The sequence below is a fragment of the Arthrobacter sp. StoSoilB5 genome (genome assembly GCF_019977235.1).
Classification (GTDB): Bacteria; Actinomycetota; Actinomycetes; order Actinomycetales; family Micrococcaceae; genus Arthrobacter.
On sequence record NZ_AP024646.1, the window covers coordinates 1,209,036 to 1,228,214 of the forward strand.

The window sequence follows — 19,179 nt, forward strand, 5'->3', positions numbered from 1 at the left end:
GCCATCACACGATGGATCGGAGCTTAGCTGGATCGCCAAAGTTTTGTTAGGGGCTGGGGGAAAGCCCTGTCATCCTATAGACATTCAGGTTTCACCGGTCGGGACGGAATCGAGGAGCCATGAGGCGGGTTCGCTACTTCACAGCGGCAGCAGCGGTTGCCGTCCTGTTGCTCTCCGGCTGCACGGCAACAGCGGACCCAAACGCCCCGCCGTCGAACTCGTCCGCTACCTCCGGAGCCCCTACGGGATCGGCGTCTGCCTCATCCACCGGCTCGCCAGCCGCAACGCCTCCGGCGGCCTTGGCCAAACTCCCCAGGATTCCCTGGGATGGTGGTCCCGATTTCTATAAGAAGTTCAGCAAAGCCGACGCCGCAGGGTGGGACGACCCGGGATTCTTCCCCATCGGAGTTTGGTACGCATCAGCGAATGGCGAGCAGATGCAGTTCGACAAGGCGCATGGCATCAACTTCTACGTCCAATTGAACCCGGACACTGACTATTCGCTCTTCGACCAGCACGGCATGTTCTCGCTCATGAAAGTGAAGAACGCACCGAACGACTGGGCGCAGCTCCCGGGCAACTTCATCGACGATGAGGTGGATGGCAGGTTTGGCTGGGATGAGGGCGTAGCCCACATGAAGCGTACGGTCGAAGAGCTGAAGGCCAAAGAGGAGGGCCGCTTTACCTACGCCAACTGGACTCCATCGCTCATCAGCTACGACGCGCCAATGGACATCACTACGCGCTATTGGGAGACCGTGGACGTGTCCTCGACGTCCAACTATTACTACGCCGGTGCCTGCCGCGATTGGCGGCTCCGCACACCCCAGGGATACAACCCGACGACGACGGCCACCTGCCAGACGTCGTCCGCGTACGCGAAGGCCATGCAGGTGATGCAGGAGGTCAACGCCGCGAGAGGTGTGTACTCGCCCATCTGGATGGTCCCGACCGTGCTGAGCCCCGAAGGTGAGCATGACTTATCCGACCAGATGACACCGGACAGGGTGAAGGCCCAAGTGTGGGCGATGCTCATTCACGAGTCGCGCGGGATTGTGTGGTTCACGCAGTCACCTGGGGGTGGCGACGATAACCCCTGCATGTCTGGGAATGCGCTGGCTGATGTCCGCATCCACAACAGCGCCTGCTCCCGGGATCAGGTGCAGGCAATGGGCGAGGTCAACGCGGAAGTGAAGGCTCTGGCGCCGGTTCTGAACACGCAAAGCTATGTGTGGAACTTCGGTGAGGGGCTGGACACGATGCTGAAGGCCTACAACGGGGCCGCGTACATTTTCGCTATGACGCAGGATGCACAGACTGGGCAGCGGACCTTCACCCTGCCTGCGGGAGTCACTGCCAAGACGATTGAAGTGGTGAACGAGAACCGCACCATCGCCGTCAAGGACGGGAAGTTCACGGATGACTTCCCCGTTGAATCCACCCACCACGTTTACAAGGTGAGGCTGTAGGGCGCTGCGTTCGCGTGTTCAGTCCTGTGCATTTCGTTGCCCTCCGCAGTGCAACCGCAAGAAACTCCTTGAGGAAACCCACTCAATGAGGAGCCTCACTTGCATCCACAAACCTTGGCCAGGCGTCTGGCCGCAACCGCCGCATCCGCAGCGCTCATAGGGGCGACGCTGGTAGCTGCCGGAGTCGCAGCCAGCCCCGCAGCAACCGCCGCTGAACTGCCCCCGCCGCCCACCGGCGTCGTATATGCCAGCGACGTTCCCTGGGCCAGCATGACCAACGGTTGGGGACCGGCTGAACTGGACATGAGCAACGGCGGCCAGGCGCTGGGGGATGCGAACCGCAGGCCGCTGACTATCGGCGGCACGGTGTACGCGAAGGGGCTCGGGACCCATGCGGCGTCGTCCATCACATACAACCTTGGCGGGCAGTGCCGGCAGTTCCTCGCCCAGGTAGGTGTGGACGATACGCAAGGGGACCGCGGCCGGGTGGACTTCAAGGTCCTGGTGGATGGCGTGGAGCGCTTCGCGGGGGAGCGGAAGGGCACCGACGGGGCCCTGCCCGTCAACGTGGATCTCAGGGGCGGGACCACGCTGCAGCTCAAGGTGGACGCCGGGCCGGAAGGGAACGGCAACGATCACGCCGACTGGGCCGATGCCAGGATCAACTGCTCGGACGAGTTCCTCGCTGCACCACTGCGTCTCGAGGCCTCAGGTGAGACCAACCTCGGTGCGCTTGTTCCGGGGACCCCGGCGACCGTCGTCGTGCGTGATTTGCAGCCGCTGGGCGCAGTGGCCCTGACGCTGGGTGGCGCGAAGGTGACCAGTGGTGCCGCTGACCAGAGCGGTGTAGCAACGCTGACGTTCGTGGTGCCGGTGAATACCAAAGGCGGTGCCACGGAGCTGGGCGTCAGCGGACCGGGGCCGTTCGGGACGCCATCCGTCGGCAGGACCCCGGCAAGTATTGTGACGATCAGCAGCACCAAATTCTTCGTGGACTGCTCGGCCAGTGCGCCGGGAGACGGCACTGAGCAAAGTCCGTTCAACTCGACTGCCCAAGTCAATGCCCATGGCGCGTTCGCCGCGGGTGAGTCCATCCTGTTCCGCGCCGGAACCGCGTGCGACGGCGCGCTGACGCCGGGCGGTACTGGCGTCGCGGACCACCCGATTACGGTCGCGAGCTATGGCGACGGCGACAAGCCCACCATCAACGGCGGCGGCGCTGTAGCTGCCGTGCAGATCACCAATGCCAGCCACTGGACCGTGAGCCGGCTGCACGTGATCAACCCGTCGGCGGAGCTGGGACGCCGCGTGGGCATCCTGTTCAACACCACCACGACGTTCGCGCAAGCAGGGGTGGTGATCACGGATAACCACGTGGAGGACGTGGCTGGCTGGTCGAACAAGACCGGGCCCCGCAGTGCCGAGTTCCCGCTGTCCGCCGGGATCATGGTCCAGGTGCAGGGCGGTTCGGGGGCCTACAACGGCATCACGATCACGGGTAACGAGGTCAACGACGCCGGTGCTGGCGGCATCAAGCTGGCTGGCGATACCTCGCTGTATCACCGCAACGTGTACATCGGGCACAACTCGATTCATGAGGTTGGCGGCGACGCGATCGTGGTGCATAACTCGGACGCGCCGCTGGTGGAGCACAACAGCGGGCTGAACCTGGGGATGGGCAAATACCCGTTCATCGCGGGCAACTTCGCCGGAATGTGGCCGTACAACTCCCGCAACACCCTGTTCCAGCACAACGTGGTGGGCAACAGCGTCACGTCCACGTACGACTCCACCGCCTGGGATTGCGACATCAACGTGGTGGGCACCTGCACCTTCCAGTACAACTACTCGTACGGGAACGCGGGCGGCTTCTACCTCAACTGCATCTCCAACTGCGCGGGCGGCGCCACCTCGGCCAACGTCATCCTCCGCTACAACATCGCCCAGGACGACTGCCGAATGGGCGGCAGCAGCAGCGGCACCGGCAAGCACTACATCTACAACAACACCTTCTACTGCCCGTCGCGCACGTTCCTGGACGACATGACCGGCCCGCGCGAGGTCCGCAACAACCTCTTCGTGGCACCGGGCGGTGGTTTGAAAACCGCGTCGGCTGTGTATGCGAACAACGCGTACTTTGGCGGCATGTTGCCGCCCGCAGGCGAGACGGGGTCCGTGGTGGGTGATCCGCGGTTGGTTGCTGGCGGCAGTGGGCAGACTTCCCTGGATGTGCCGGGGTACCGGCTGTTGTCCGGGTCGCCTTTGCTTGGGGCCGGCGTTGTTGTAGCCGACGACGGCGGCAAGGACTTCTTCGGGAACCCCACCTCGGGTGCCGCTTCCGTTCCGAATATTGGCGCATACCAGGGGCCGGGCGTTGCTGCTTCCGCTTTGCCTTTGGGGGCGCTGGTGAACCAGACGTCGGTAGCGAGTGCGGCGAATCCTCGGAATGGGGCTGTGACGGCGGATCGGCGGACGTTCTCGGAGGAGGCGTTGGCTGCGGCTGGGCTTGTCTCTGGTGCGAAGTATTCGGCGTTTGGTGTGCAGTCGGTTTGGCATCCTGCGGCTGTGGGGACGCCGGACACTTTGAAGGCTGCGGGGCAGGAGGTTCGTATTTCCGGCCGCGGGCGGACTTTGCTGGTGACGGGGTTCTCCACCGGTGGTGTCTCGTCCGGAATCGCGACCCTGCATTTCACGAATGGCCAGAGCAGGCAGGTCACTCTTAACCTGCCGAACTGGCTTGCTGGGGTCGCTACGGATACGAGTGTTGTGGTGGCTTCGTCGGCATATCACCAGCGGCACACGCAGGCTTACAACGGTGGGCCTTCGACCGTGGTGCGTGTTGATGAGCCGGCTCGGGTGTTCGCGACGAAGATCGACATTCCTCCGGCGTTCGAGCTGGCGAGTGTGACGCTGCCTCAGGGGAGTGCGTTGGTGGACGAGGGGCTGAACATCATGGATATCGCTGTGGGGAATTTGCCGGTGGGGCTGGGGTAACCTTGGCGGTTCGGTGAGGTAGGGCTCGTGTGGGATCCGCTGGGGAAGCGGGTCCCACACTGCTTTGCTGCTTAGCTCGGTTCGCCGTCGTTGTTCGTCAGCAAAAACTTCCGCAGGAGGTTCGCCAGCTGCGTCCGCTCGGATTTTGTGAGGCCCTCGAGCATCTTCTGCTGATTCTCCACGTGGTGCTCAACAACTTCGTCTACCAGGGCAAGCCCCTCGGGCGTGAGGCTGATCAGCAGTTGCCTGCGGTTCTCGGGGTTGGTCTCCCGATGAACCAACCCGCGGGACACAAGCCGATCCACGCGGTTGGTCATGGCCGCGGAGCCGATCATCGTCAGGCTGGCCAGACGCCCGGGTGTTAGCGGAGCTTCCTCCGCCGACCGCCGCAGCGTAGCCAGGACATCAAACTCCCATGGCTCCAGCCCAAACTGGTTCATGAACTTCTGAACGTCGAGAGCAGCCAAGCGACTGGCCCTGTTGAGTCGGCCAAGAACACCCATGGAGCCGACGTCCAGGTCGGGGCGCTCCTTGTTCCACTGCTCAAGAATCATGTCTACTGCGTCGCGGTCCATCGTCCTCCAAGGCTTGACCTCAAACAGTACAGCACCTACATTGTCTTACGTCAAATAGTTCGACATCAAAATGTATGGAAGTGAACAATGGCCGGGACTGTAGCGACTGTCAGCAGCAATTCGGGAGGGCCTGGCCTATCTAAGGCATCCCCTCGCGACCTCTTCATCACCGCACTCGCGCCGATGGTCTGGGGTTCCACGTATCTGGTGACCACCGAGTTCCTTCCAGCTGATCGACCCCTTCTGGCAGCCACGATCCGGGCTCTACCGGCTGGGATCGTTCTGATGCTAGTTACCCGAACCTGGCCGCGGGGGAATTGGTGGTTCAAGGCCGCTGCGTTGGGGGCACTCAACATTGGGCTGTTCTTCTTCCTCCTGTTCTTCACCGCGTACCAACTGCCCGGAGGCGTCGCAGCGCTGGTCGGGTCCGTCCAGCCCCTGTTCGTGCTGTTCCTTGGCGTGCTGCTTCTCGGGGAGAAGATCCGCGCGGCGCACATCGTCGCCTGTGCCGTTGGAGCGGCAGGTGTTGGCTTGCTCGTTCTGCGGTCCGACGCAACGTTAACGATCATCGGCGTCGTAGCTGGGATGGCTGGGGCGCTGAGCATGGCCGCCGGCATAGTCCTCACCAAACGCTGGGGAAGGCCCGACGGCGTGGGCCTGCTCGGCTTCACTGGGATGCAGCTGGCCATGGGCGGAGTCATGCTCCTGCCCGTGACGTTGGTTGTCGAAGGACTGCCTGGGTCCGTTTCTCTGCCAAACCTTGCGGGCTTCGCTTACCTCAGCGTCATCGGTGCATTGGCCGCCTACGCCGTGTGGTTCCGAGGCATCCAACGCCTGCCCACGATGGTGGTGTCGTTCCTGGGGTTCCTGAGCCCGCTTGTTGCCACTGTGCTGGGGTTTGTGTTCCTGGGGGAGTCGTTGTCGGGGTGGCAGCTGGTCGGGGCGGTGCTGGTGCTGGTCTCGGTGTTCTTGGTGCAGCGGCCAAGGGATGGTGAGCATCTGGAACATCCGCGAAAGGCGGAAGCGCCCACGTGACAGATGAGCGAGATGTTCGACGGCGCCACGCGTACTTTGGCGGTATGTTGCCGCCAGCTGGCGAGATGGGTTCGATGCTCGGCGACCCTCGGTTGGTTGCTGGCGGCAGCGGCACCCGCAAGCACTGCATCTACAACAACACCTTCTGCTGCCCGTCGCGCACCTTCCTGGACGACATGACCAGCCCGCACGAGGTCCGCAACAACCTCTTCGTCGCATCGGGCGGCAGCCCTCAAGACCGTGTCGGCTTCTTATGGGAACAACGCGTACCTTGGCGGTATCTTGCCTTCCACCGGCGAGACAGGTTCCGTTCTCGCCGGGACGGGCATCGCTCCAGCCTCGCAAGTTGGTCTGCGTTTGCATCACAACAGATGCAAAGGGAGGACAAGATACTTCCACCATGAATATCAGGAGTCCGCGTAAGTAGCTCCAGGGGTTCTCAGACTTACGCTCCCACAAGTTGCATAAGCTGGCCATAGTCTGCAACCACGTCGTACCTAACGTCTTCAGTGTTCCTTGTGTTTACAGATGCAAAGAACTTGCGGGCGCAGTCGATTTTTGCATTCTCGACGCCCTTGAGCTGAAGGGTTGAAAGTGATCCCTTGGTCTCGGCGACGAAGTAGACGTGCTTCACGTTGCCCTCGGTGAACGCGATCGCCCAGTCGGGGTTGTAGTCACCGACTGGGGTCGGGATGAAGAAGCCGCGCGGGAGCTTGGCGTAGACCGCGACCTCTTTGCTGATGTCGAGGTCGGCTACGAAGGCCCGCTCAATCTCGGAGTCGGTGATGACGTAGTCGTAGATGTGTTTCGTCAGCTTGTTGCCCGCGTGCGCGAGATCCTGCTTCGTTTGGTTCTCTGTGAAGATCGCGGAGTGGAACCGGTCCTCCAGCGCGTCATACGTCAGGTGTTCAACGATGACGGTTGCTTTCTGCTCGTTGATGAGCCGGGCCGCTTCGGTGATGAACTGCTCGGGATTCAGCCTGAACTTGGCGAAGGTCCCGGGGGCGACACCGCGCAGGATAGCGGCGACGGTCCGCCGGGTGAGCTGCGTTTTTCCGGTGATCTCGCCCAGCAGGTCGTACCTCACCTTTGAGCCTGCACTTCTCGTTTCGGTGTGGGTCTCGGTGCTCGAGACGGCAAAACCAGCGCCGCTCGTGAGGTCGTCAGCCTCCATCGACTCGCGTTGCTGTCCGGCCTGGACGACGTACTGAACGGTAGCCACATTCAGGTGCTTGTCCAGTTCAGTAGTGCACTTGCGGATCAGCTCAGCCGAATCGAACTCGACCTGGTAGACAGCCCTGTGGTTGATCCGGCTCCAGAGTGATTGGAACTCCTTCTTGGCGAAGTTGTCGTTAAGCGGAATCTTCTTCGGTTTTCGGTCATCGGTAGGAATAGGCACGTCGAGGTAGAGCATGTCCACGAGGGGCCAGACAAAGTCGATAACGGAACGCAGCACCTCAGAAGTCGGCTGTACGAGACTACCGGCTGCTTTGCAGTCCTTGTATTTATCAGTGACGAGACCGTCCTCGTTGACGTAGCCGTTCTGAACGAGGTGGAAGTAGATTGCGGTGGCTAGCTTTTCCTCAACAACGGAGTCGCCGGACGGTGTGTGGATGGTTTTCCCGGTAAAGAACTTAACACTGGCTTTGCGCGGACGGGCGGCGAGGGACTCGGAGATTTCCCTCTGAAGCCCTGCGACGAAGTCGGTGTAGGACTCGTCGGTAACGACAGTCAGATCGTTGATGTCGTGCACGGTGACCGGGTTGTCCATCCTCTCGCCGTGTTGGTTAACAGCAAGCCGGAGGCCGCGGCCGATCTCCTGGCGGCGGGAGACAGTGTTGTCGCTCTTCTTGAGTAGGCCCATGACGAAGACGTTGGGGTTGTCCCATCCTTCACGCAGCGCGGAGTGGGAGAAGATGAACCTCACCGGCTCGGCAAACGACAGTAGCCGTTCCTTATCTTTGAGGATTAGGTCGTAAGCGTCTGTATCGATTGATTGGCCTGTATCGTCTCCGCGGCCGGAAACTTTGCCGTCTACTAGGCGCTTGGTCTTTTTATCGATGGAGAAGTACCCCTCATGCACCGCACCGACCTCGTCACGGCGCAGGTACTGCTGGTATGCCTCGGCGGCTGCGTCGAGCGCCAGCTCGCCCAACACTTCATCCCGGATGGCCGTGTACTCCTCCTCGAAGAGGCGGGCGTAGTCGCCGCGGGTGTCTTCGCGGTCGTAGTCACGGTACTTGGCGACCTCGTCGATGAAGAACAGAGAGAGCACCTTGATGCTCTGGCTAAACAGCTCACGCTCTTTGTCCAGGTGGGCGCGGATGACCTCGCGAATCTGGATGCGGCGCTTCGTCTCTTCTGTGACGTCTCGGTCGGCAAGCTGCCCAGCGATAACGACGTCGCCGTTGCTCAGTTCGATCACGTCGCGGTTCGCGTCGATCTCGGTGATGAACAGGCCTTTGTAGGCCTCGATACCGTTCGAGACGTCGTGAAGGTTGGCGCCAACATCAAGGCGTTTGACTTGCCGCTTAATAGGCCCGCTTTTCGTCTGCACTTCGATCTCGGCCCGTGCACGGGGCTTGGCACCTTTGGAGATCTCGATTGCGTCCAAGTACAGATAGGCTGTCGAACCGGCCAGGCCCTTGACGGTGATGCCACGGACGGCGATCTTTTTGACCAGCTTCTGGTTGTAGGCGTCAAGCGCATCGAGCCGGTGTACCTTGTTGTGCTCGACCTTGTGGGTTGCCGAATAGCGCAGCAGCATGAGTGCATTGAACTCGGAGAGTGCTTTGAGGGACTTTTCGGCACCGATTTTCTGAGGCTCGTCGATGATTACGATTGGCCGGTTTGCCTTGATGACGTCGATGGGGCGGCGGGATTGGAAGTCGTCGAGCTCATCGTAGATGCGGCGGTTGTCCTTCCCTGTGGCGTTGAATGCTTGGATGTTGATGATCATCACCTGCACACCCGCATCGGAGCTGAACCGTTCCAGCTCGTGCAGCTGTGAGGAGTTGTAGATAAACGAGCGCGGCTTCGTTCCATAGGACTGCTGGAAGTGCTCGGCTGTCACGTCGAGGGATTTTTTCACGCCCTCGCGAATCGCAATTGATGGGACCACAATGATGTATTTTGACCATCCGTACCGCTTATGCAGTTCCATTATCGTCTTGATGTAGACGTAGGTCTTGCCGGTGCCTGTCTCCATTTCGACGTCAAGGTTGGGGGCACCCGGCGCCGCCTTGCTGTCGATGAGTTTCGTCGACAGGGGCAGGTTTCGGGATCGCTGCACCTTGTGAACGTTCTCCAGCAGCTGGGCGCCTGTCAGCGCAATCTCGGCGTTGCGCAGTCCCGAGTCGGGAGCCTCATCTGTTTCGAACAGGGCCGGGTTCGACACGGGCGTTACCTTGCCAGGGTCAATCCTGTAGGAGATGCCGTCGTACTTGGGTTGCCCCTCGAAAACCTCTACGACGGAGTCAACGGCGTCGGTCTGGTACTGCTGAACTTTGAATTGAAGTTTCATCCCAATCAGATCGCTTTCACGTCAGTCGCAGGCGACAATTCACGGAACAGTTGCTCAGCGTTGATCCGAGCGTCGTCGGACGCAAATCCGGAGTCCAGGAACACAGCGCGTAACGGCTCACGTTCGGCGATGTTGCGGACAAGTTCAGAGCTAACTTCGGAGTCGAAGCACGCGATCAGCGCGCCATCCTCAACGAAGAAGACCTCGCGCCCTTGAATTATTTCCACAGTGATGGGCATGGTCAGTTCGAGCGCCCAGTCGAGCAGCACTTGGAACAACAGATCCTCTCCGCTGCGATCGGGCTTCACGCTGCACTCCAACTGGTCCAAGGTAAGCTGATCGGCCTCATCAGGAGACCGAAGAACGTCAGCCATGTTGGTCGTGTCCACGCGGAAAAGACGGTAGCCCACGTCTGGGACCTGAACTTGCCCAGAAAATTCGGTAGCGACGTTTTTCAGGCGTTCGAGGCTCATGCCGAGGATCGAGTCGAACGTTGGTTCAGGCGTCGTTAGCGGCTCGTGGATTTGCGCGCAGATGAATCGCCGGTTCCCGCCGTCTGCAGCGTTTTGGGCCAGGACAGCATGCGGCGTTGTACCACTTCCGCTGAAGAAGTCGAGAACGATGTCTTCGGAGTCCACTGACGTGGCGAGCTGAAGAATACGTTGGATCAGTTGGACGGGCTTCACCGAATTCAACACGTTCTCCGTGTGTTCAAACGGTACATACTTGAGCAGGGTCTTCTTCGCGTCCTGGGTGTGGCCGACCTCAGAGTAAGGCCAGAAAGTTTGCGGGGTACGCCCGCCGGTCATCTCCGAGAGAAACCGCTTGAGCCGCGGCATGTTGTCGCCATTTTCTCCCCACCAGATGCGACCGTCGGTGTCGAGTTCTTTGAACTTCTGTTCTGAGATACCCCAGTACCGCCCACGTGGCGGTCCACTTACCACGCGCCCGCTCGGGGTTGTGATTGGATACAGTCCAGCGCCGTAGGCATTGCGCGCAGCAAGATCTGAAGATGTCCAAGGGCCTCTTGGATCGTTATCAGGGTTCTTGTAGCGCGCATCCATCTCTGCTGTCCTCGGTAGTCCATTGGGCACCCATTGAGACTTGTCTCGCGCGAACACGAGGATGTAGTCATGGTCCTCGGAAAACCACTGAGCGGAGTTCTTGGGCGAGAAGACCTTCTGCCAAATAACCTGGGCGACGAAGTTCTGTGCCCCGAACACCTCGGCGCACAGCTTGCGAAGATTGTCTACCTCGTGATCGTCGATCGAAATGAAGATGACACCGTCATCGCGAAGCAGGTTACGTGCCAGCTTCAACCGGGGGTACATCATGCTAAGCCAGTCAGAGTGGTACCTGCCGTCGGTTTCAGTTAGTGCAACCAGCCCACGGCCTTCTTCGTCGGCCTGACCCGATCTAACGAGGAACTCGCGAGAGGTCGCCGCAAAGTCATCGTTGTAGATAAAGTCACGCCCGGTGTTGTACGGGGGATCAATGTAGATCAGCTTGACCTTGCCGAGGTATGACTCCTGAAGAAGCTTCAGTGCATCGAGGTTGTCGCCTTCGATGAAGAGGTTCTTGGTGGTGTCGAAGTTGACGGACTCTTCACGGACTGGACGAAGACTTTTGGCGATGGGAGCGTTGGCTGCGAATGCAGCCGCCCGCTTGCCGGGCCAGTCTAGTTGGTAGCGTTCCTGTCGTCCTTCGATGACGTGGCTGGATAGTTCCTGACGAAGGAGGTCAAAATCGATTGCCTTAGTGGGGTTGCCGTCCGCGTCAAGGGTCTCGGTGACGACGCTGGGGAATAGCCTGGCCACCTTGTCGATGTTGGCGTCGGTCAGGTCGGGCGACGTCATGCGCAGTTTCTCCACGGGGTCTACCTTTGTTGTTTGAGTTCTGCATGCTTCTTTTTGAGGCTGCGATGGATCTCGATCTTGCGGTTGAGTTGGGGTTCGTTTCGGAGCTTGCGTTCCAACGCGGCGATCTCGCGTTCGAGCGCCTGAATGATCGCTAGTCTGGCCGCGACCTCAGTCATTTCTTCCCCTGCCCTCACCGCTACCGGGGTCAGGGGGGCCAGCAGCCCGGCGTAGAGGGCGGGGAGATTGATCGCGGTAGGGAGCGGCTGCCGTTCGGTGTCGGCGTGCTGCCAGTCCGTCCAGTAGTAGGCGCTGAGCTTGGGCGCACCCGTGCCGAGATGTTTGTGCGCGGCCACCATACGCACGTCCGCATCGGCGTCATCTCCTCGGGTGATCTCGAAGATGATGGGGAACGGGATGGCTCTGTCAATGGCCGTTAAGACCGACTCGGAGACATCGTCCACCTTGGCGTCGACCTCGAATACTTGCACCTCCGGTACGGCTCCGCTACCAGGGAGATTAATGGTGGCTTCGGCGAGCTTGTACGCCCATGTGATGCGCTGGACCTCGGAAACGAACTTCTCACGAAGAGCTGCACTGACGGTACCGTGCTCGTAAAACCTCTCTTTGGGCACCCGGCTGCCCAATGCCGCAGCGGCTGGCCACCTGTATAGCAGATCAGTCACGTGAAAACCCCGTTTGGTTGCGGTCAACCACGGCGATGAAGGCGATGAGTTCGAAGTCGTCTAGTCCTGCAATGTTCTGGGTGAGGGCGGTTGTGTGGCCTCCTGTGAAAAGGCTGTCAATGTCGCGCTCCTCGGTGACCTCGATCATCGAATGAATCGCGTCGGTGAGCAGCTCGGAGTACTTGCTCATCTCAGCGCCCTCGGCTGTGGCGGCGTTGAAGACGTGAGCAACGTCGGCGACAGGCTGGTCGTAGGGGCGGCATCCGGCGCGCAGCAGGTCGAGCAAGTGCTTTGCCTCGGTGTGGTCGACGATTACGTTGCCGTCGTCGTCGAGGTAGACGAGGTAGTGCGGATGAAGCCGGTTGCCGCGGTTGATGTTCTCATCGGCGTTCACGTTCCGCAGAGCGAAGACTACCCCAGGCTTCAAACCTTTGTCGGGGTCTGCAGGGATGACGGCATGCAGGCCCTTGGGGGCGGCGGCGAGGTCGCCGCATTCCTTGATGTAGCCAAGGAGGTCCATCCGGAAGTCGTTGAGCCCGAGGTCTGTGATAGAGACGCCGGTACGTACATCCTCGAGTTCAATGACCTCCTCCTGAAGCTTGCGGAGCTGCTCCTTGCGGAATGCGGCGTCGGAGTCTTCCAGGGTGAGGACGTTGTCGTCGGCCGTGCCCGCGACGTCGGCTATAACCATGCGGTTCTCAACGCGTTCCTTGAGGTTGATGTATTCATCGAGCGAGATGTCGGGCCAGAAGTTAACCAGCTGGATGACCTGGTTGATGGAGCCGATGCGATCGATGCGGCCAAAGCGCTGGACGATCCGAACGGGGTTCCAGTGGATGTCGTAGTTGATCAGGTAGTCGCAGTCCTGGAGGTTCTGGCCCTCGCTGATGACGTCAGTGCCAATGAGTACGTCCAGCTCACGGGTCTCTTTCGGCATAATGAGGTGGCGCTGCTTAGAGCGCGGGGAGAACATAGACATCACCTGCTGGAAATCGAACCCCGTGCCCAGCGTCGTCTTCGTATGGTTGCCACCAGTGATGAGAGCCGTCTCGAGTTCCGCCTCGGCAAGAGCAGGTGCGAGTTCACGGTACAGATAGTTGGCTGTATCGGCGAAAGCGGAGAATACGAGCACCTTCCGGTTACCAGGGTTGATCTGGTTGGCCGCCTTAAAGGCTATCAGCTGTTTGAGCCTCTGGAGCTTGAGGTCGTGGTCGGGGGTCACTTTACGCATTTCATCAAGCAGTTCACGCAGCGTCTCGCGGTCATTCCACAAGTCTCGGCGCCAGGATTCGATGTCGAGATCATCGAGGTCGATCTTGATTTTCTCCCCAAAGGAGAGCGCCTCGATGTTCGCATCGTCCTGATCTTCGACGTCGAAGTCGAGGTCAATCAGTTCGGCGCTCAGGTCGCTGGGGAAGGACCCCCGCGAGCTGGTGCGGACTAGGGCACTGTCAACGGCGTCCTCGATCTTGCTGAGCGTCAGGCGGAATGCGTCGACGGAACTTTCCAGGCGCTTGAGGAGGTTGACGGTCATCAGCTTCTTCAGGCCCTGCTCGCGGCCCTGCTGGCCGAGGTTGGAACGGGCGTTACCCGCGGTGACGTTGTATAGGTCCTGGTACTTGCTGATCCGGCTAGGGAACACGTACGCCAGCGGCGTGTAGACCGCCAGCGTGAGCACCTGGAGCTGTTCGAAGATGTCGTTGAAGCTCGGCAACTCCGGCAGATCAGTGAGCGGTTCGCGGATAGACTTTGGGGCCAACCGCTCCGGAAAACCGCCGATCTCGGTGGTGTCGTAAAACGCCTGGATGTGCTTACGGGACCGAGCGATGGTCACTGAGTCGAGCAATTCAAAGAAATCGAAGTCGAGCATCTGGAGGATTCGTTCGGTTGTTCGGTTCTCCGGGTCAAGCTTCGACCACGCGTTGAAAACTCGCTGAGCGTCGCTGAAGACCTTCTCGACCGTAGTGGAGATGTTTAGGTGCTGGGCGAGGTTCTCCGACTCGCCCTCGTATGCCAGCTGAAGCTGATTCTTCAGGTCATTGAACCGGTTGTTCACCGGGGTTGCCGACAGCATCAACACTTTGGTCTTCACACCTTCGCGGATAACTTGGCGCATGAGCCGTTGGTAACGGGACTCTTTCTCCTCGGCATAGTCGGCGTTGCGGAAGTTGTGCGATTCGTCTATGACGACAAGGTCATAGTTGCCCCAGTTGATCCGATCTAGCCTGAGTCCGAGGGACTCGCCCCGTGTGCGGGACAGGTCGGTGTGGGCCAGCACGTCATAGTTGAACCGGTCAGTAGCGAAGATGTTCGTTGTGAGGTTGGCGTTGTAGTTCGTCCAGTTCTCGGCGAGCTTCTTAGGGCACAACACCAGCACCGACTTGTTGCGCAGCTCGTAGTACTTGATCACTGCCAGCGCGGTGAACGTTTTGCCTAAGCCCACACTATCGGCGAGGATGCAGCCGTTGTAGGTCTCCAGCTTGTTGATAATCCCCGCCGCAGCATCTTGTTGAAACTTGTAAAGACTCTGCCAGATCCTCGTGTCCTGGTAACCCGTGCGATCGTTAGGTAGCACGTCTTCACTCAGTTCATCGAGGAATTCCGAGAAAATATTGTACAACATTAGGAAGTAGATCCGCTCCGGAGAGTTCTCTACGTACACACTCTCTATGTGCTTGAATACAGCGTCCGTCACATCGTCCAGCTGCGCTGGGTTGTGCCAGATCTGATCGAACAGTTCGACGTACTGCGTGGTCATCGGCGCTTCGTCGAACTTGGTGACGAAGTTCGAAACCGCGTTGCCGCGTTCATAGCCGAGGTCTGTCGAGGTAAAACCCTGAAGCGGCTGGTACACGGCGTTGCCGTTCGCGATCGCGAACTGCTGCATCGGCGCACCGGTCTTATTCGATCGGAAGCGAACCTTTCGGCGCACCCAATCCGCACATTCCCGCGCGATGGCGCGCTGGGTCATTTGATTACGCAAACGGATCTCGAATTCGGACCCGTAAAGGGTCGATTTACCGTTCACGACCTGGGGGATGAAGAACTGCCGTCGTTCTTTCGCTAATCGATCGGTAACCTGAGACGTTACAAATGTTGGTGAAGTGAAGATGAATTCGAGCTCGGAAACTTGCTCCAGCTCCTTGCGGAGCGCCTCAAACGCGAAGATGGAAAAGGTCGACGCTGCGATGCGCAACTTCGAGCCCGGTTTGATTTCGGCTCTGAGATCCTCGCCGAGCACCGCATTGATGTTGTCGATAATGCGCATCCTGGCGGTCCTTCCTGTCCTCGTCGGCGAGAAGCGGGGGGCCTGAGCCTGGCTCCGAAACGCTGGTCGGGGTCGAGTGTATGAGTGTCAACAGAGCAACACTATCTTGGGTAGTCGAAACAGCCGTCGTGCCTCGCAGATCGGGCGAAGCACAGTGGAACTATTTGGGTCAATGCAACTCTCGTGTGGGTAACGACGGCTCGAGCGAACCGGCTCGTCTCCTGCTCCGCAGATATGACATCTGACGCGACGTCTTAGTGGGGCCTGCAGTGTCCGTCCGATTAGTATGGCGTCATAGGACGATCAGTCTCTCCCCCCATACGTCTCGTTCGCCTCTAGGTTGGGTCATAGGGAGTGAAGAGGGGTGGGCACCGGAAGGTTGCATTCACCCAAGTTGGGGAACAAGGAGTCAAATGGCAAAGTACAAGGTCACTCAGTCGGCTGTTACTCAACTTCTGGAGGACGTCCGGCGAGAGCAGATCGCCATTCCCGAGCTCCAGCGGCCGTTCGTGTGGGACAGCGTAAAAGTTCGTGATCTTGTGGACTCGCTCTACAAGGGTTACCCGGTCGGCTACCTGATTACTTGGCAGTCCGTGGGTGCCTACCTCAAAGGTGGTCAATTGGCCGCCCACCAGCACATCTTGATCGATGGGCAGCAGCGCGTCACGGCGCTCCGTGCTGCCATTGCAGGTCTGAAGGTTGTCAATAAGCGATACAAACCGGTACGCATCGTTATAGCCTTCAACCCGGTCCGGGAAGAGTTCGCAACCCTAACACCTCCCATTGCAAAGAATCCCGAATGGATTCCGGATATCAGCGAGTTGTTTAATGCGACTTCCACGTACACGTTCGTGAAAGCCTACTTCGACGCCAACCCAGAAATCGACCATGCCGCGGTCGAAGCAAGCATTGACCGTCTGCAGGCTATCAAGAACGCACAGATCGGCATCATCTCCCTTGATGACGATCTCGACGTTGAAACAGTTGCTGAGATTTTCATCCGAATCAACTCCAAGGGCGTCCCGCTCAGTAGCGCGGACTTCGCCATGAGTAAAATCGCCACTTATGGAGAACGCGGCCGCAATATCCGCAAGCTGATCGACTACTTCTGCCAGCTTGCGATAGCTCCTCACGCCTACGTCGACATCCAGGACAACGATTCAGACTTCGCAGCAACGCCGTACCTTAAGTCGATCTCTTGGTTAAAGGATGACGCTGACGACCTATACGACCCCCAATACAGCGATATTATCCGCGTCGCAGGGCTACTGGGGTTCAGCCGCGGAAAGGCCTCGTCCATCGTGAGTGAGCTTTCTGGACGCGATCCCGAAACCCGAAAAGTGGACGAATCCCGCATCCCCGTTGCCTATGACAAGCTGGAAGCGGCGCTACTGGAGATCGTGAAAAAGTATCACTTCGAGAACTTCGTCATGGTCATAAAATCTGCGGGCTTCATCGCCTCCAACATGATTGGTTCAAAGAACGCACTAAACTTTGCGTACGCCCTTTACCTCCGTCTGCGCTCCGATGGCACGCTGTCAGAAGGTGAGCGCAAGCGCATCGTCCGGCGCTGGTTCGTCCTGTCTATGCTGACGGGCCGACACTCAGGGAGTTTCGAGTCGATATGGGAGCAGGACATCCGGAGGATCGGCACCCTTGGCGCTGCGGCGTACCTCAAGCAAATTGAGGAGTCAGAGCTGACGGATGGCTTCTGGGAAGTGTCCCTACCCAACGCCTTAGAGACCACTAGCTCGACCAGTCCGTTCTTCCAAACTTTTCTTGCTGCGCAGGTCGCGACCGGTGCTCGTGGCTTTCTATCGAAGAGCATCACGGTTTCAGCCATGCACGAGCAATCAGGGGACATCCACCATGTCGTTCCAAAGGATTATCTTCAAAAGAACGGGTTCCCTGACCGGGGGGACTATAATCAAGTAGCCAACTTCGCACTGACCGAGACCGCCATTAACATCAGCATCGGTAACAAACCACCGGTTGAATACATGGCAGAAATATCCGCACAAATTGCTTCCGGAAAACTTACTCTAGGTGAAATTATAGAGGGTTCTGATCTCAAAAGAAATTTCATCGAGAATGCAATACCAGCAAATCTTTTCGAGGTAACTGCAGGATCATACCCCGAGTTTCTGTCAGTCCGACGTAAGCTCATTGCAGCTTTTATTCGCTCTTATTTCAATCAGCTCTAGGAAAGAGTTTTATAATTCTGTTTCAGGCCTGAATTCCAAACGAAATGACTGGAACCCTTTGCGTTCTCTTAGGTGTGTGGACAAGCTTGCCTTAGACGACTTTGCTCTGCTGAAGGTATTCCCTGTCACAAGGTAACGATGTACCTGATATGCAACTCAGGCCAGTGGAAGCTCCTATCCTCATTCCACATTGAGCCAAATCCTTTGATTTCGACGGCATCAAGCTTTGTTAAGAGACTCCAAGGTGGCCCAAATTGGTTTAGAATACTTCAGCCGGCCGAGAATTTGCATGTACCTGCCAGCCCAGGCTGGTTATGGACCCTACGAGGAGTTAGCGCGTCTAGAGGAAGCCGCGGAGATCTGCTCCTGATAAGCAAGATGTTCGTAGTTCAGGCCGTGTGCGCTCGCCACGGTGAGCTTTCCTGCTGGCTTCCCTAGATTCAATATCGTGCCGTCGGGCCGAACAGTTAGGGCGTGTCCGTCAAAAAGGGCGTGGCAGTTTGGGCAAAGGCACAGGATGTTCTCCAAATTATCCGGGCCGTTGTGGGGGATGCCCAATGGGCGGATATGTGCGCCCTCCGAATATGCCCCGGCGGCCGTGAGGAGTCTGGTTCTGCATATCTGGCAGGTGTTGTCATAGAGGCGTTTGACGGAAGCTGCGACGTCGTAGTTCCGAATGATCCGATTGACGTGTGCGCTGCGTCGAAGCGGCGTTACATCCTCCCCGCGGGTCAAAGCCGTAGCAACTTCATCGGGTATGAGACTGTCGCCGGCAACTGCTCGGAGTTGGTAAATCAGGACTTTCCAGCCGTCACGCATGCCCCAGCCCCAGTTCGTGACCGTGAACAGCCCTAGGTAGACGTATTCATTGTGGGACTTCCTAGCTGTGAGCACGGACTCCTTGGCCAGGACGCGAACAGGCCGGCCAAGTTTGTAATTCTCGACGAGGCCAAGGTTGCCCTTTGCCAGCTTTTGATCGGCAATGTGCCGGCCTGTGTTAGCGTCGCGGCCGCCAAAGCCGGTGTAGGTGATCAGGTCGCCTTGAATCTCGTCATCAGAGTATCCGTCGGAAAGGCAAATGGATTGGGTGCCGTCTGCCTGACCAGCGATGCCTGCCTGCGTGGTCCTGTGAACACCGGCGTCATAGGCCTCCCGCCTATCCTTGAAAACTGTCCCTGGCGGACAATCCGGGATTTCCCCATATATGACCCCCGGCTTGACGCTGTTGCGCCGGATTAGCTCTATGCCGAAGCGCTTCAGTGCCCTTCCAGCCTCTTCTCCGCCTGAGAAAAGCCGGATGGACAGCGTGCCCTTGGCAGGATGCTGTTTTCCGTAGGCAACTGCCAAAAGCGGTTTGGAGTCGATCAGCATGCCGTCGACTTCAGCAAAGTACCGGGCGGACGGTTGTTGCCCGTACTTCGCAAGGAAGGCATCACGTCCAAGAATCCTAAATTCATCGACGGCCCTTGAAATTGCTGATGGATCCGTCAGCTCCGACAATGCCCCCACAGAAGTACCCCCACTGTCCTCGTCCCTTTTGTAGCCGGCTACGGTCCGAGGTCACGAAGC

The 19,179-nt window shown here is 58.8% G+C and carries 10 protein-coding genes; 4 read left to right on the forward strand and 6 right to left on the reverse strand.

The annotated features are described in order from the left end of the window. The first annotated feature begins 119 nt into the window (after positions 1–119). Together LDN75_RS05650 and LDN75_RS05655 are read left to right on the forward strand one after the other, a co-directional pair. On the forward strand, positions 120–1,469 hold the full coding sequence (locus LDN75_RS05650; RefSeq protein ID WP_223936180.1) for a hypothetical protein: 1,350 nt from the start codon (positions 120–122) through the stop codon (positions 1,467–1,469). Positions 1,470–1,568: 99 nt separating this feature from the next. After that, positions 1,569–4,463 carry an NPCBM/NEW2 domain-containing protein gene (locus LDN75_RS05655; protein ID WP_223936181.1) on the forward strand — a complete coding sequence of 965 codons (2,895 nt, stop codon included), beginning with the start codon at positions 1,569–1,571 and terminating at the stop codon, positions 4,461–4,463. 71 nt (positions 4,464–4,534) lie between these two features. Here LDN75_RS05655 and LDN75_RS05660 read toward each other — a convergent pair whose 3' ends face one another. After that, positions 4,535–5,038 carry a MarR family transcriptional regulator gene (locus LDN75_RS05660; protein WP_223936182.1) on the reverse strand — a complete coding sequence of 168 codons (504 nt, stop codon included), beginning with the start codon at positions 5,036–5,038 and terminating at the stop codon, positions 4,535–4,537. A gap of 183 nt (positions 5,039–5,221) precedes the next feature. Between LDN75_RS05660 and LDN75_RS05665 the strand changes: the two genes are divergently transcribed. Beyond that, positions 5,222–6,073, forward strand: a complete 852-nt coding sequence (locus LDN75_RS05665; protein ID WP_263422379.1) for an EamA family transporter — start codon at positions 5,222–5,224, stop codon at positions 6,071–6,073. A gap of 445 nt (positions 6,074–6,518) precedes the next feature. Here LDN75_RS05665 and LDN75_RS05670 read toward each other — a convergent pair whose 3' ends face one another. From LDN75_RS05670 to LDN75_RS05685, 4 genes are read right to left on the reverse strand one after another with little or no spacing between them, the layout of a single operon-like run. Then, entirely contained in the window at positions 6,519–9,596 is a 3,078-nt protein-coding gene (locus LDN75_RS05670; protein ID WP_223936184.1) for a DEAD/DEAH box helicase family protein, read from the reverse strand. Between the two features lie 5 nt (positions 9,597–9,601). Next, entirely contained in the window at positions 9,602–11,452 is a 1,851-nt protein-coding gene (locus LDN75_RS05675) for a site-specific DNA-methyltransferase (RefSeq protein ID WP_223936185.1), read from the reverse strand. 20 nt (positions 11,453–11,472) lie between these two features. Beyond that, positions 11,473–12,138, reverse strand: coding sequence for a DUF4391 domain-containing protein (locus tag LDN75_RS05680; RefSeq protein ID WP_223936186.1), 666 nt, complete (start codon positions 12,136–12,138; stop codon positions 11,473–11,475). Beyond that, complete coding sequence (locus LDN75_RS05685; RefSeq protein ID WP_223936187.1) at positions 12,131–15,406, reverse strand: helicase-related protein; 3,276 nt, start codon at positions 15,404–15,406, stop codon at positions 12,131–12,133. Before LDN75_RS05685 ends, LDN75_RS05680 begins: the two co-directional genes overlap by 8 nt. Positions 15,407–15,819: 413 nt before the next feature. Here LDN75_RS05685 and LDN75_RS05690 point away from each other — a divergent pair, with 413 nt between their 5' ends. Then, the gene (locus LDN75_RS05690) at positions 15,820–17,610 is read left to right on the forward strand and encodes a DUF262 domain-containing protein (RefSeq protein WP_223936188.1); all 1,791 of its coding nucleotides are present in this window, start codon (positions 15,820–15,822) and stop codon (positions 17,608–17,610) included. Between the two features lie 321 nt (positions 17,611–17,931). Here the strand turns inward: LDN75_RS05690 and LDN75_RS05695 are convergent, their stop codons facing one another. After that, positions 17,932–18,981 carry a YDG/SRA domain-containing protein gene (locus tag LDN75_RS05695; RefSeq protein ID WP_223936189.1) on the reverse strand — a complete coding sequence of 350 codons (1,050 nt, stop codon included), beginning with the start codon at positions 18,979–18,981 and terminating at the stop codon, positions 17,932–17,934. Positions 18,982–19,179: the final 198 nt, after the last annotated feature.

Coding starts and splice junctions, on each gene's coding strand:
- LDN75_RS05650 (WP_223936180.1), top strand. CDS start 120: ATGAGGCGGGTTCGCTACTTCACAGCGGCAGCAGCGGTTGCCGTCCTG.
- LDN75_RS05660 (WP_223936182.1), bottom strand. CDS start 5,038: ATGGACCGCGACGCAGTAGACATGATTCTTGAGCAGTGGAACAAGGAG.
- LDN75_RS05665 (WP_263422379.1), top strand. CDS start 5,222: ATGGTCTGGGGTTCCACGTATCTGGTGACCACCGAGTTCCTTCCAGCT.
- LDN75_RS05670 (WP_223936184.1), bottom strand. CDS start 9,596: ATGAAACTTCAATTCAAAGTTCAGCAGTACCAGACCGACGCCGTTGAC.
- LDN75_RS05675 (WP_223936185.1), bottom strand. CDS start 11,452: ATGACGTCGCCCGACCTGACCGACGCCAACATCGACAAGGTGGCCAGG.
- LDN75_RS05685 (WP_223936187.1), bottom strand. CDS start 15,406: ATGCGCATTATCGACAACATCAATGCGGTGCTCGGCGAGGATCTCAGA.
- LDN75_RS05690 (WP_223936188.1), top strand. CDS start 15,820: ATGGCAAAGTACAAGGTCACTCAGTCGGCTGTTACTCAACTTCTGGAG.
- LDN75_RS05695 (WP_223936189.1), bottom strand. CDS start 18,981: ATGCTGATCGACTCCAAACCGCTTTTGGCAGTTGCCTACGGAAAACAG.